The 15,011-nt window shown below is 35.5% G+C and carries 12 protein-coding genes; all 12 read right to left on the bottom strand.

The annotated features are described in order from the left end of the window. Positions 1–16: 16 nt before the first annotated feature. The 12 genes from CD29_RS16420 to CD29_RS16365 all read right to left on the bottom strand — a co-directional run bounded on the left by CD29_RS16420 (position 17) and on the right by CD29_RS16365 (position 14,236). Positions 17–1,189, bottom strand: a complete 1,173-nt coding sequence (locus tag CD29_RS16420) for an O-antigen ligase family protein (RefSeq protein WP_036189308.1) — start codon at positions 1,187–1,189, stop codon at positions 17–19. After that, positions 1,176–2,414, bottom strand: coding sequence for a lipopolysaccharide biosynthesis protein (locus tag CD29_RS16415; protein ID WP_036189306.1), 1,239 nt, complete (start codon positions 2,412–2,414; stop codon positions 1,176–1,178). Before CD29_RS16415 ends, CD29_RS16420 begins: the two co-directional genes overlap by 14 nt. A gap of 49 nt (positions 2,415–2,463) precedes the next feature. Next, positions 2,464–3,597 carry a DegT/DnrJ/EryC1/StrS family aminotransferase gene (locus CD29_RS16410; RefSeq protein WP_036189303.1) on the bottom strand — a complete coding sequence of 378 codons (1,134 nt, stop codon included), beginning with the start codon at positions 3,595–3,597 and terminating at the stop codon, positions 2,464–2,466. A gap of 52 nt (positions 3,598–3,649) precedes the next feature. Further along, complete coding sequence (locus tag CD29_RS16405) at positions 3,650–4,354, bottom strand: WbqC family protein (RefSeq protein WP_052124220.1); 705 nt, start codon at positions 4,352–4,354, stop codon at positions 3,650–3,652. Between the two features lie 531 nt (positions 4,355–4,885). Continuing rightward, on the bottom strand, positions 4,886–5,803 hold the full coding sequence (locus CD29_RS16400; protein WP_036189298.1) for a GNAT family N-acetyltransferase: 918 nt from the start codon (positions 5,801–5,803) through the stop codon (positions 4,886–4,888). Next, positions 5,790–6,911, bottom strand: a complete 1,122-nt coding sequence (locus CD29_RS16395; protein WP_036189295.1) for a Gfo/Idh/MocA family protein — start codon at positions 6,909–6,911, stop codon at positions 5,790–5,792. The genes CD29_RS16400 and CD29_RS16395 overlap by 14 nt, the downstream gene beginning before the upstream one ends. A gap of 69 nt (positions 6,912–6,980) precedes the next feature. Further along, positions 6,981–7,706: a polysaccharide deacetylase family protein gene (locus CD29_RS16390; RefSeq protein WP_036189292.1), complete on the bottom strand. Its 726-nt coding sequence runs from the start codon at positions 7,704–7,706 to the stop codon at positions 6,981–6,983. A 10-nt stretch (positions 7,707–7,716) separates the two neighbouring features. Beyond that, a complete protein-coding gene (locus CD29_RS16385) occupies positions 7,717–9,024 on the bottom strand; it encodes a nucleotide sugar dehydrogenase (RefSeq protein ID WP_081976297.1) in 1,308 nt (435 codons plus the stop codon). A 20-nt stretch (positions 9,025–9,044) separates the two neighbouring features. Beyond that, on the bottom strand, positions 9,045–10,298 hold the full coding sequence (locus CD29_RS16380; RefSeq protein ID WP_036189289.1) for a glycosyltransferase family 4 protein: 1,254 nt from the start codon (positions 10,296–10,298) through the stop codon (positions 9,045–9,047). 2 nt (positions 10,299–10,300) lie between these two features. Beyond that, entirely contained in the window at positions 10,301–11,416 is a 1,116-nt protein-coding gene (locus CD29_RS16375; protein ID WP_036189365.1) for a DegT/DnrJ/EryC1/StrS family aminotransferase, read from the bottom strand. A 182-nt stretch (positions 11,417–11,598) separates the two neighbouring features. Beyond that, the gene (locus tag CD29_RS16370) at positions 11,599–13,419 is read right to left on the bottom strand and encodes a polysaccharide biosynthesis protein (RefSeq protein ID WP_328286496.1); all 1,821 of its coding nucleotides are present in this window, start codon (positions 13,417–13,419) and stop codon (positions 11,599–11,601) included. Between the two features lie 538 nt (positions 13,420–13,957). After that, positions 13,958–14,236 carry a hypothetical protein gene (locus CD29_RS16365; protein ID WP_036189284.1) on the bottom strand — a complete coding sequence of 93 codons (279 nt, stop codon included), beginning with the start codon at positions 14,234–14,236 and terminating at the stop codon, positions 13,958–13,960. Positions 14,237–15,011: the final 775 nt, after the last annotated feature.

Below are 15,011 nucleotides of genomic sequence, written 5' to 3'. Positions count from 1 at the left end.
AACCGCCCCTTACTACTTATTTTAATTTCAATTCTTTAAACTTCTTTGTTCGATTGTAGATTATGAGAAAAGAGTTTATCGTCATGGAAAGAAACATCCAAAACTCAGGACGGAGCCACAAATCTGAGCTAACAAGTAACCTTCCAAAAGATACAGAAAAAATAATCGAAAATAAGATAAATAACTCGTTGTCAGTGCTCTGAATCTTAAGTAGAAAATATAAAAATGGAATTCCACATATGACACAAACGAACATTCCGACAATGCCAAACTCTAATAATATTTGTAAAAATATATTATGGGGCGTAACATCCCATAATTTATTGGTGATCCCTATCCCATTACCGAATACCGGATTTTCACTAATTAGATGCATAAAACTTTGGTACAAATAATCCCTTCCAGAACTCGATTCTGCCAAACCATCAATGACCATCATTCTTAGTTTCGCAATTGAATATGTGTCAAAGCCTAAATCAAAATAGAGATAATTTAATAGTTGAATTAAACCATTCATGAAAAATAAATAAACAAAACTGAAACTTAAACCAATAAAAGCAAATACTTTCGTGTGAAATTTCATTGATTTATTGATAAATAATAGGATCAATATGAAAATGACCAATCCAACTAAAGGCCCTCTACTTCCGAAAATGAAAATCATCAAAAAACTGCTGATGATGATGGATCCATTGAGTACCTTATTCCCTTCTTTAAAAAGATAGAGAACGACCAAGAGTGTAGGCAACAAAGCGTAACCAAAACGCATATATTCAATTTCTTCAATTTGCCCAGAAACGAGAATAAACGATAACGCAACAAAATTGACGAGGGAAAAGAGGTAGAAATACTTTTTTAATGAATCTGTTGAAAAAGGAAAACTACCGATTAAAAACAAGGAAAAACTTTTTAAGAGAAATTCACCAAATATTAAAAGAGACATATCACGGGCATCGAAAAAGAGGTAACTGAAGAAAAAGACGACAGAAATTGAAGCAAAGGTAAGATAAACGTATTTTCTAATGCTAAATTTTGTAGCGACTAGTAAGAGAAGGACGGTTATAATTGTGGAAACGGCAATTACATTTTGCGAATGAAACATCACGGCAATTGGCTGTAGGATCCCAAACTGGAAGAAAGAAAAGGCGATTAACAAAGAAGCAAATTCTTTTCGGTTAATAGTAAGCACCCCTTCGTTTCTTTAAAAATTGAACTAAAAATAAGCTAATCAAAAAGCTACATTTTACAGCTGCAGCAATGATTAAAACTACTGCCGCACCAATTAAGCTAAATTGCGGGATAAAGTAAAAGCAACCTCCGATAATTACGGATGAAACTAAAACCTCACACACCATACGAAAACGGTATTCTTTCATTGCATTAAGTCCTGTTTCAAAAACAAATCCTAAATAATTCAATAGTCCATAAAAGATGATTAACATGAGTAATTTTCGCAGATGTTTGTATTCTTCTCCGTAAATTAACCCTAGGAGCTCACTACCAAAAAAGTACGTCACATTCATAATGAGTAAATACAATATTAAAAGCATTAAAATAATAATCTTTAAGATGTTAGTAAAACTTCTCAAATCATTTTTTTCATACAATCTCGCAAGTCTTGGCAAAAATGCACTAGCAAGGGAGGTCATAAATTTTCCAATAATTAGAACCATATAAAAAACTGCACTGAAATAGCCTAAATCTTCAAAGGTTAAATAGTTTTCTAAAAAGATTCTTGGAATATTAACGTTAAAGGAAGCAATGCATGCAGCGATCCCCAATGGAATCCCTAATTTCACCAGATGCCACATACTAATCGAATGTTTACTTTTCGGCATGCGTTTTAGTAATTTATTCCCCTTCTTACTATCGTAAAATAGTAAGTTGATAAACCAGTAGATTAATATGAAAATTAGTGCGACTGATAGTTCATTGAAGAAATAATAGCCTATACCAAATAACAATGTGCCGATTAAACCTCTTTTAATGACGGAGATTGCGACTAAATCGAGTCTTTCATTATATTGAAATAGTCCATAATATAAATCCGAAACCGACTCCACAACTTTCACTAAAGCAATTAATAAGAGAACAATCGACACATTAAAATCATAGCTAGACATAATGAGGATGATCGAAAATACGATGAAAAATGAAAGATTTCCTAACAATCTAATGAATTTGAAGGAAAGAAATCCAAATTGAACTTGTAAATTGGTCGACTGTATTGCAGTAAAATTTAAATTGACTAGTAAAATAAATGGAGCAGTAATTGCTAACCCTAACGAGTAAACTCCAGCATCATACGAACTTCCTGCTCTCGTAATAATGATTAATAAAACCCACTGACTTAATGCATAAACAATGTTGCCAAAAAAACTCCAAGAAAAATTTTTTATCAATAAACTTTTCATGTTCTACTGCCCTTTTATATTAGAATTACGCCACACAGATGATGTTGAATCATACATGACTTAAATAGTGGCGAATGGAATGACAGATCTTATCAATCTCGATTTCTTTCAAATAAGGATGCATAGGCAAGGAGAGCGCCTTTTCACTAAGTTCGTTTGATACAGGAAACTCATCATCATCCAATTGCAAATTCGTAAATGCCATCTGTTTATGCATTGGTTTTACGTAATAAACAATCGTTTGAATCCCATTTTGTTTAAGATATTTTTGCAATCCGTCACGTACTTCTCTATTTTTCAACTTAATGGTATATTGAGCAAAGCTTGAATAATAGCCATCTGGAATGATAGGGGTTTCAACTACACCTTTTAATCGTTGTTGATAGTAATCGTAAATTCGGTTCACATCAATTAATTCATGCTGGATAAATGCTTTTAATTTTACTTTCAAAATGGCAGCTTGAATGGTATCTAATCTTGAATTCACACCAATACGAACATTGTCGTACTTATCCTTCCCTCGCCCGTGCACTTTCAAAGACTTTAAAGTTTCAGCTAAACTGTCATCATCTGTGAAAATGGCCCCGCCATCACCGTAACAGCCTAATGGCTTTGCTGGAAAGAAGGAAGTCGTTGCAGCTGTACCAAAACTACAAGCCCTCTTGCCATTAATATTGCCACCAAAACCTTGTGCACCATCTTCTAAAATGAGTAAATTATATTTCTTTGCAATTTTTTCAATCTCAGGATAGTTCGCTGGCAAACCAAATAAATCAACAGGAATAATGGCTTTTGGTGTTAACTTTCCTTCTGCAAGTGTTTTTTGAATCGCTTTTTCTAATTTAAGAGGGTCTATGTTAAAGGTATCGTGACAAACATCAACGAACACTGGCGTTGCACCAGAAAATGAGACGACTTCACCGGTAGCAAAGAACGTAAAATCAGGAACAAATACCGCATCTCCAAAATTAACACCCCATGACATCAACACAAGGGATAATGCTTCTGTTCCGTTTGCACATGTAATACAATGTTTAACCCCTACATAATCAGCTAATTGTTCCTCTAATTCCTTTACTTCTTTTCCTTCGATAAAATTTGCTTCTGCTAATACATTTTGTATGGAAGAGTCGATTTCAGCTTTATACTTTTGATATTGAGCTTGTAAATCTCGAAACTGCATCTTTCTATCAACTCCAAAGTTAACTTTTAATTTGTTTGAGTGCCCCACACCTTCATAGATCCACCGCTAAAGGATTTCTAGTAGAACGAATGGTGTTCAGTGACTCAGGACCATGATGGAAAAGTAAATCGATAATTGATAATTTGTCAGTAAAGTTTTCCCCCCAGACTTGATTGTAAATGGGATGTGTGAAATTTTGATACATGAGGTCGATGCCTTTCTCTTCAAAATCTTCCAGGCGATTGTATTTCTTTCCACCTCTACCGGAGATATAAGTCTTACCTTGTAATTTTGCGACAATGTTAGCAATTCGTTCGCTACTTTTCCCAAAGTCTTCATCAAATGCTGATTCTCTATAAAACTTCACATCAATTTCTAACAGCTCACAGATGAGTTCAATTAAACTAATATTCAATTCACTTAATGAATCCCATTCTTTGTTATAAATTTGTTCGAAACGATCCTTATACATGTGCCAAAAAGCATTTTTCTTATAAGACGCTTTTATTGTGGCCCAATGTTTTGCACGCCAATTTCTTAAATTATTAATCTGTACTTTGTGAATAGATTTTTCACCCTTTGTTAAAGGTACCGTTAATAAGGTTTTTCCATTTGGTGATAAGATAGTATTTCTATTTAAAAAACTACCTTTTGAAACATCCGCTTTGTCTAGAAAAACAAAGATATCCGATTGATCTAACTTATCGAAATAGCCAATCCATGGTAAATAATTCGGTTGATGAATCGCTACTTTCAAACTGATTACCTACTTCCTGATGCATTTCTCAAATTTTACCTTTCGATTGTGATTTCGAGGTCTTTGGGTACATAGAGCGCTTTTATGTTACCTTTCGACTTTAATTTGGGGGTCTACGAGTACATAGAGCGCTTCTATGTTACCTTTCGACTTTAATTTTGGGGTCTCCGGGCACATAGAGCCCTTCTATGTTACCTTTCGCCTTTGGTTTCGGGGTCTTCGGGTACATAGAGCCCTTCTATGTTTCCTTTTGACTTTAATTTTGAGGTCTCCGGGCACATAGAGCACTTCTATGTTACCTTTCGACTTTAATTTTGGGGTCTACGGGCACATAGAGCACTTCTATGTTACCTTTCACCTTAACTTTTGAGGTCTTCGGGTACATAGAGCCCTTCTATGTTACCTTTTGACTTTAATTTTGAGGTCTCCGGGCACATAGAGCGCTTCTATGTTACCTTTCGCCTTTAAATTCAAGGTCTTCGGGCACATAGTGCATAAGATCTACTCATTCACTTCAATTCCAACACTTCTCTAGAACGTCTTTTGGATATGATGATACGGAAACTGCTTCGCACCAAATTGCCTAAAGTGTTCTTCAATATTTTTTTTCATACTTCCTTCAAAGTCAAACTTCTTCCCTAATCTACTAGCGAGTTTGATCCCTTCATAGATTAGTAACGATAATGATTGGGATGTTCGAAATGCTGGGTCTGAGGCAGCCATTAAATAATAAACGGACTTCTCATCCCAAACAAAATACGCGGCAGAATGTATTTGTTTTTGTTTATCGATTGCATAATAGATTTTTCTGGCATTCCGCTTATCACATTCTTCATCAATTCTTGAAACGAGTTCCAATGAGTAAGGTATAGTAAGCTGTTGTCTTTCAAAAGTCATTTTATTTAATTGATAAAATTGTTCGATGCTTAGATCCTCTACTACAGAGACGCTTTTCTCAGCCTTTCTTATTTTGTTTCGAATAGATGAACTAAAATTTTTATATAATTCGTCGAGATTCGTAGTGTCTGCTATAACATACGTATATCTTGTTGATTGAGTGTATCCCCTCCAGAAGAAGGGGAGATGGTTTGTAATGGAGTAGTGATAATACTGCTGGTATTTGTTTATATTTAACTTCTCTATTTCATCAATCACAGCACTCATTAATCGATGTTCCAAGGATAATCTATTTTCATATTTTTGATTTGGTGGATAGGAAATCCATATTCCATTATTTTGAGTCAGTGGTGCTTTTCGAATTTCTTTAAAGCCTTCATGGTCCTCAAAATAATAAGGTAAAGCTGCAATAATTTTGTCATTTTCTTCTACTAAGATGACATCCCAATCCTCACCACAAACCGCATCCATCCACCAGCCTTTTGAAAAAAGAGGAATCGTATTCTCTAATTCGCTAAATTGTCTATATTTATCTTTGTTATTCTTGGTCATTTCCTTCACCATGACCCTCTGAAGAACGATGATATTGACCGATAAAATCTAATGTACTAGTCTTTTGAATGGGCAATTGTACACGTTTCTGTTCTTTGGATGATTTATAGATTGCAAGAACTAATTCCAACGCTTTTCTTCCATCTTCTGCTGTCACATAAGGATCTCGGTCATTTTGAATTGCATCTATTACATCTGCATAAAGAGGTTTGTGACCAAATCCATAGACATTCAACGGATGTTCAGAAAACATTTCTTTGACGTTAATGGTATCGTCTAGTGAATCTCCAAACTTCCATTCTTCGATTAGATTTACAGATTTACCTCCAATTTTTGCCGTCCCCTTTTCGCCAAAAATATAGAGTGTTTCTTCTAAATTTTGAGGATAAATCGTAGTAGTTCCTTCAATTACCCCATAACTGCCGTTTGCAAATTTCACAAATGCCAGCCCTAGATCTTCTGCTTCGATATATTCATGCGTTAAATTGTCAGTCATTCCGATTACGTCCTCGATTTCTTCCCCCATCATCCACCGCAATAGGTCAATGTTATGAATACACTGATTCATAAGCGCTCCACCATCTTGCTCCCATGTACCTCGCCAAGGCGCTTGTGTGTAGTATTCCTTACCACGGTTCCAACGTATATGCGCTGTCCCGTATAGTAATCTTCCAAAGCGACCACCTAACACAGCTTCTCTCAACTTTTGAACAGATTTATTAAAACGATTTTGATGGCATGCACAAACCTTCACTTGTTTCGTTTTTGCTTTCTCAATAATTCGGTCTGCATCTTCTAGGGAAAGAGCGATTGGTTTTTCAATAATTAAATGACAACCCGCTTCGATGCAATCGAGTGCAATTTTGCCATGCTTTCCACTTTCTGTACAAATCGCCACTAAATCTGGCTGTTCTTTTTGAAGCATTTTCTTATAATCTGTGTATTTCTTTACATGGTTTGACAATTGAAACGTAGAGATTAATGAATCCATTTTCGACTCATCAAGATCACATAAAGCAACGATGTTCAAATGATTTTCCTGGCTAGCAGCAATGTGATTTGGCGAAATCCGACCGCAACCAATTATTGCATATCGTAAGTTAGTCATTTCTTCACTCCGTGCATACTATTAATTTCTCTTGGTGTTACTCAAAATGTAAATGAACGGGACTATCTACTAAATTTCATCTCTTCGAATGACTTGTTCCAAAGCCGTAAAATTTTCATCAATTTGGAGGTATCTATCATCTATAGCCTTTATAATAAAATCTTTTAATTTTGCTTCCATTGATTTTTTATCAACTGAATATGAGAACGGATGTGTAAGAATATGCAACTTTTTATATTTACCCGATTCAATAATTTCCACAGGATTCTCTCGCCAATGTAATCTAGAATCAGAAATATATTTCATACTCTTAAAATATTTTGTTGAATATGAGTTAATCAGTTGGTCGAATTGTATGTCATTTTCAAGTACAAGTTTGGAAGGTCGATGCATTGAGACTACTTTCACTTCATTGTTTAAATATTTACCAAGAAGTTCAGCTTCCATTTCGACGTACTTTTTCATTTCATCAACTGTAGTAATCTCATAACGTTTTTCATCAAAATGAAGTCCAATCTCATGACCTAGCGACAAAATCTTCATTAGTCTTTCATAGGAACGTTTAGAAAAAATGTTATAAAAATCAGCCGTTACTAAAATAAAGTAAGTCGACTTAACACCCATTTCATGTTCAACTTCCGCCATTTCAACTGCCTTACTAAGAGTAAAGTCAACATCATGTCTTAAAATGACAGATTTATCATAGTCATCTGCATCATGGTAGAAACAAAAGGGATAGCTCTTACTTCTTAATAACTCGATCAGTCGCCGGTAAGCTTCGATCGTTAACTCCATGTTTATCACCCTATAATAATTCTATTTTTCCCCTACTTTCGATTTCTTTCATTGCATTTTTAGTATCAAATACGACTTTTGCATGTTGGTGTACAAAAGAATAATTGACCGTTGAATGATTCGTCGTAATGATAACTAAATCCGCGTTCCTAATTAGTTCATCAGTTAGTGCCGGTTCACCACTTTTAATAATTCCTTGGTGTTGATACATCGGAACAAAGGGATCAAAAAATCGGACGATTGCACCCTCTTTTTCCAATTCATCAATCACACGAAGGGCAGGACTTTCTCGATAATCATCAATATCCTGCTTGTAGGCAATACCAAGGACTAAAATAGTGGATCCATTAATTGCTTTTTTCCACTTATTTAAAATTCGGCTTGCTCGTTCAACGCAATATTCAGGCATTCGGTCATTAATCATCATTGAAGCTTCAATCATTGACGTATGAAAACCAAACTCCTTTGCCTTCCACGATAAATAATACGGATCAAGAGGAATACAATGTCCACCAATCCCCGGTCCAGGATAAAATGCCTGAAATCCATACGGTTTTGATTTTGCAGCATCAACAACTTCCCAAAAATTGATGCCCATTTTGTTACATAAAATGGATAACTCATTAACAAGGCCAATATTGACATTGCGGTATGTGTTTTCTAATATTTTTTCCATCTCAGCAATTGCTGGAGAGGAAACTTTGTGAATAGGGGCTTCTAGTATGCTTTCATATAAGGTAGAGGCGATGTCTGTACATTTTTCTGTAATGCCACCAACGACTTTCGGTGTATTTTTTGTTTTGTAGAGTAAATTCCCAGGGTCGACACGTTCTGGTGAAAATGCGAGGTAGAAATCTACTCCACAAATTAGGCCAGAGGTTTCGAGGATTGGTTTTAGTAATTCTTCAGTTGTACCGGGGTAAGTTGTAGATTCAAGTACGATTAACATTTCTTTATGCATATAAGGAACGATATTTTGTGCGGAATTTTTAACGAAGCTAATGTCTGGTTGTTTGTTTTTATCGAGTGGAGTTGGTACACAAATACATACACAATCTGCTTTAGCAACTTGTGCAAAATCTGTTGTAGCTTTTAAATAACCTGAATTCACGATATCTTTTAAATCCTCATTCACAACATCTCCGATATAGTTGAGGCCAGCGTTTACCATATTTACTTTAGATTCTTGAATATCAAATCCAATCGTTTGATAACCAGCTTTTGCTTTCTCAACTGCAAGGGGTAGACCGACATAACCCAAACCGATTACTCCAAGTACAGCGGTTTTGTTTATGAGTTTTTCTTTCAGCGTGACCATCTTATCACCTATCTATTTTTTCAAAGTATTTGCTCGAGTTGTTTTGTTAACACTTTAAAGTCATAATCAGAAGCAGCAATAAGTGCATTTTTGCAGTATGTTTCATATTCGTTTGAATGTGGGTTAGAAATTTCGATAATTGCATCTGCTAATTGTTCTTTCGTTGCTCCATCTAGCGTAATTCCGCATTCATATTTTTTTAGTAAATCATAGCCAAATTCACAATCTGTTATCGTCGGCTTGCCACTTGCGAAGTATTCGAACATTTTATTTAAACTAGCGCCATATTTTTTTAGATTTGTATTTTCAATATGCATAATATTTAAGTTCGATTTACTTAGTAAGTAAGGGATTTTATTTTTGTCTATATACCCTTTAAATTCAACATTCCAGATGTTGTTTTCCTGACAATACTTTTCTAGCTGTTCTTTTTCAGGGCCACGGCCATAGATTAGAAATTTGATATGATGGTAACCTTTTTGCCGAATGACATCTGCAATGTCTACAATTTTCTTTACATTATTGGCTTTTCGAATGGAACCCGCATAAACAACTTTAAAAAGTTCTGGATTTTCTAAATCTGGATCATCAAAACGATTATTTTCTTGGTTAAATTGGAAGGCTTCTAAATCCACCCCATTGTTAATGTGGAATACTTTCGCTAAATCTACTGGACCACCATTTTCTTTGTTCCAGCCTTTCTCAATAATATAATCCCTTCCACCTTCCATCGTGAAAATTAGACGATCGCACGTTTTGTAAATCCACTTCTCTCCCATAAACATAAGCTTGGTAAACAAGTTTTTCTCACTGATCAATCCATAGTCCACAATCGATTCCGGCCATAAATCTCTTATTTCGCAAACACAAGGGATCCCCAGTTTTTTTGCTATTTTTATTCCCGCAACACAGGTTAATGGATGGACACTTGATGCAAGAATGACGTCAGGCTTTCCATGGATTTTTGCGAGCTCTTTTGCCACAGGGAAAAGATTTTTATAAAAGGCAAGCATATTATTAACCCGCTGTTTACCATTTCCATCGTATTTTGGGGTTTTAATAAAGACAAAAGGAATGTGATTCACTTCTTCTATTGTGTATTTTTTTTCCGCAATACTAAAATCCTCATCTGAATTATGCATAGTCGATGCGCAAAAAATCGTTGGTTGATAGCCATCTTTCAATAAATATTTAGCAAATGCATAATGTCTACCGTTTTTATCTTTATACATATTGGTTGCATAATGATTGAATATCCAAATCTTCTTTTTCATCATCAAACTCCCCACAATTTCTGAAGTGTTTCTACTACTCTTTGTAAATCTCGTTCTGTCATTTTCGTATCAGAAGGTAGGCAAACACCATTTTCAAAGAGTTTTTCAGAAATGTCACTCCCAACAAAATCGAAGTCCTTAAAAAATGGTTGCATATGCATGGGCTTCCAAACATGCCTTGATTCGATATTTTCTTTTTCTAGCTCATTCATCACATCGATTGGTCTGATTTTGCCATGTAAAGTAATGCAGCTTAACCAAAAGTTTGGATCATCCCAAGAGTTATTCGGCATAAATTGTATTCCTTCGAGTTGTTGTAAGTGGTTTTTATAATACTCAAAAATCGATTTCTTTTTTTCTACTCGTTTATCTAATACTTTTAACTGCCCCCGGCCAATTCCAGCAACAACATTGCTCATTCGATAGTTAAATCCCAATTCTTTATGGTGGTAAAATCGTTCATTTTCCTTGGATTGACTCGCCCAAAATTTCGCTTTTGCAATTTTTTCTTCATTATTTGAAACGAGCATTCCGCCGCCAGAGGTTGTAATAATTTTGTTTCCGTTAAAAGAAAAAGCACCAAAGTCTCCAATCGTTCCAGTCTGTTTTCCTTTATAAAAAGAACCTAAACTCTCCGCGGCATCTTCAATGACTGCGACACCATGTTTCCTACAAATATCCATAATTTCATCCATTTTTGCAGAGAGCCCAAAAAGATGCACTACCAATACTGCTTTTACATTCTTATATTTCTTAAATGCTGTTTCTAATGCAGATGGATCCATATTCCAAGTGTCTTCTTCACTATCAATAAAAACAGGGATTGCCTGTTGATAAATGATGGGGTTTGCTGTTGCTGAGAAAGTAAGGGACTGACAAAATACGATGTCACCTTTTTCGACACCGGCTGCTTTTAATGCCAAATGGATGGCTGCAGTACCAGAGGAGAGTGCAGCTGCAGATTTAGCCCCAACTTTTTCTGCTAGTTCTTTTTCAAATGCATTTACATTTGCACCAAGGGGGGAAATCCAATTCGTATCAAAAGCTTCTTTTATAAATTGCATCTCATAGCCTTCATCACTCATATGTGGTGAAGATAGGAAGATTCTAGATTGCATAGAAGGAGAACTTTCACTTTCATTGTTGAAAGGTAGTGGATTTGCCAACTTTTATTCCTCTTTCTAAAATTAATGAAGTTTTGAAGAAACTATAAGCAAGTTAATCAATTTAGTAATCTTGCGAATATATTTGAAAGCTTCATTGAAACAAGTAAATCTGAATGTTACATTAGGTCGAGTTCTCAAGTATTTATAAACCATCCTTTTCCATTTGCAACATCAATAACACGTTGCTTTAGGTTTTGAGAATCCAACGTTTCTAATTCTTCAAGTAATTGGAGCAATTGGTTTTCATCTAAACAATGAGCTTTCCCAATATGGATCTTAGGATAAATCCATTCTTCTTGAATTTCTTCAGAATTTAATAATTCCTCATACATTTTCTCTCCAGGACGTATACCAGAAAACTCTATACCGATTTCTTCCTCTGTAAAACCCGATAAGCGAATGATATTTTTTGCTAGATCTAGTATTTTAATTTGCTCCCCCATATCTAATACGAAAACTTCGCCACCTTTTGCTAAAACACCAGCCTGTAACACTAACTTTGACGCTTCTGGAATGGTCATAAAATAACGAGTCATCTCGGGATGGGTCACTTTGACAGGACCTCCACTTGCAATTTGTTCTCGAAATCTAGGGACCACACTTCCACGAGATCCTAGGACATTCCCAAAGCGAACCGCTGCAAAATTTGTATCACTATTTCTTGCTAAGTTTTGAATAATCATCTCCGCAATCCGTTTTGTTGCCCCCATTACATTGGTTGGATTGACGGCCTTATCGGTTGAAATCATCACAAAATTGGAAACGCTAAAATGATGGGCGGCATCTGCTACATTCTTTGTACCGAAAATGTTATTCTTCACTGCTTCTTTTGGATTCACTTCCATCAGTGGTACATGTTTGTGGGCAGCGGCATGATAGATGACATCCGGTTTATACTGTTCAATCACCTCAAATATCCGCTTTCGATCCTGAACGTCCGCAATTATTGGTACAAACTCTATATTTCTAAATTGATTGTTTTCTACTAATTCAAGGTGGATTGTATAAATAGAGTGCTCCCCATGGCCTAATAAAATTAATTGCTTTGGCCCAAATTGTAAGACTTGACGACAGATCTCAGAGCCAATTGAACCTCCAGCACCTGTGACTAGTATTTTTTTATGAAGTAATTTTTTTGAAATAGCTTCCATATCTAGTTTGATTTCTTCCCGGCCAAGTAGTTCTTCTGTCTTTACTTCTCTCATTTCATGTACAGCAACTTTTCCAGTCATAACATCTTCAATTTTTGGCATAGTTTTTATTTTAATTTTCGTTCTTTTACATTGTTCATAAATACGTTGCATCTCCATTTTCCCAAGAGAAGGAATGGCAAGAATGATGATATCAACTTTTTTCTCTTGAACGATGTGTGGGATTTCCACTGTAGTTCCACATACTTCTACTCCCCAAAGGCTTAAATGCTGCTTGTTAGGATCATCATCGACGATCGCCACAACATCATACTCATGTTTTCTTTTTTTCCTTATATTTCGAATGAGGATCGTTCCAGCTTCACCAGCACCGACAACGAGCACCCTTTTTAATTGCCCAAGAGGCTGTGAGTCTTTCACCTCACGATAGACCCTTATAAAAAACCTGGAACTTCCAATTAAAACATAAAAGATAAGCCAAATAACAAAAATCTCACGGAAATCGACAGAACCTTGTATTAGAAGCTGAGATAAGATTGTAATGAGGACGGATAAGTTTACCGCAAAGGTGACAGGCAATAAATCTCTGACGGAAGCGACACTCCAAATCCTTGTAGATAAATGAAGGAAATGAGACAGTATTTGATATGAAAAGAATAAAGAAACAAGGCTAATAGTGAAGGAAGGGAAAAATGTAATCGAAGGATTAAATAACCAATATCCTATAAATACAGCCACAAGTGCATGGAATAAGTCTAATATTAAAAATAGGAAATACCTAATCCGATAATTCAAGTTCTGCACCTCTTTTGAATTGCAACAAGTAAACGTACCCAACAATAGAACCTTATTAGAATATGGGGACGGATAAAATGAAACTCCTTACAAAATAGTCACAATCATATACCAAAATTCGATTTCAACAAAGAAACCTTTTTCGACATACAAATTGTAGATTCCAAATTCTAGTACTCATTTTATTTTGAGTAGTAAATTTGAACGTGTATAGTAGCCTATATATTCTAATAAAAGTTTTCTAGGTTCAAAAACCTACAAGGTTACTGTTTTATAGATGAATGGATTTGTACAGAAATCTATGTATTTTACCAAACTTAATGTAGGATGAAAGCCTTGATTACTTATGAACCTTCCTTCATAAAAAAGGCACAATCCAATTAGATGTTGATAGTATTTAGCTCCTTGTAACTGACATGAAAATTTAGATTAGAAAAGCACAACTCGACCCATATGAGGTCGAGTTGATGTCTTTTCTTATGTGGATTACTTCTGGACTTATACTTTCCTCTCCGTCAAAAAAAGCTCCATTAAAACCCATTGGATTTTAAGGAGCAAAGAAAAATGAACCATCCATCATTTGAAACAACACAATCTTATACGCAAAAGTAAATAAACCGATTAATATCCCATAAACCGCTAGTCGACGATTGTAACCTTTCGAAAGTCCCACCATACCAAATAAAATCGCGATCATCCAAATGGGAGCAAATATCCACCCGACAAAAGGAAGGAAGCTTAAGAAAAGTCCTAAAACCGCATTCGAAAAAGACACAGTTGCAGCTGCATTTGTTTGCTTCTCAAGCAAAAGACTGTCATCATTCAATACAACCAACCCTTTTCCATGAAAATAGTTAATACTATTTTTCACCAGTTTTGGTCGAACTAATCAATACAAATAAATTCTGTTAAAAAAATTTATTCGACAGAAATGGAAAATGTATCTTGACCAAAACAATAAGGAAGGGAAAAAACCAGAACGATTATGAAAACTAATTAGTGTTTTCATAAATCGTTCTGGTTGATTATCTATCTCAAAGGTCTTCATCAATCCTATGAAGACCTTTTCTAGGCGATTTTCCGGCGAAAAAGGTCTTCATCTACCCTATGAAGACCTTTTCTGGGCGATTTTCTGGCGAAAAAGGTCTTCATCTACCTTATGAAGACCTTTTCTAGACGATTCTCCAGCGCAAAAGGTCTTCATCAACCCTATGAAGATCTTTTCTAGGCGATTTTCTGGCGAAAAAGGTCTTCATCTACCTTATGAAGACCTTTTCTAGGCGATTTTCCGACGCAAAAGGTCTTCATCTACCTTATGAAGACCTTTTCTAGACGATTCTCCGGCGCAAAAGGTCTTCATCTACCTTATGAAGACCTTTTCTAGACGATTCTCCAGCGCAAAAGGTCTTCATCAACCCTATGAAGATCTTTTCTAGGCGATTTTCTGGCGAAAAAGGTCTTCATCTACCTTATGAAGACCTTTTCTAGGCGATTTTCCGACGCAAAAGGTCTTCATCTACCTTATGAAGACCTTTTCTAGACGATTCTCCGGCGCAAAAGGTCTTCATCTACCTTATGAAGACCTTTTCTAGACGATTCTC

Origin of the sequence: Ureibacillus manganicus DSM 26584, from assembly GCF_000772945.1 — a bacterium.
GTDB lineage: Bacteria > Bacillota > Bacilli > Bacillales_A > Planococcaceae > Ureibacillus > Ureibacillus manganicus.
The sequence above is the reverse complement of the archived record's forward strand: the minus strand, read 5'-3'. Positions and strand labels throughout refer to the sequence as shown.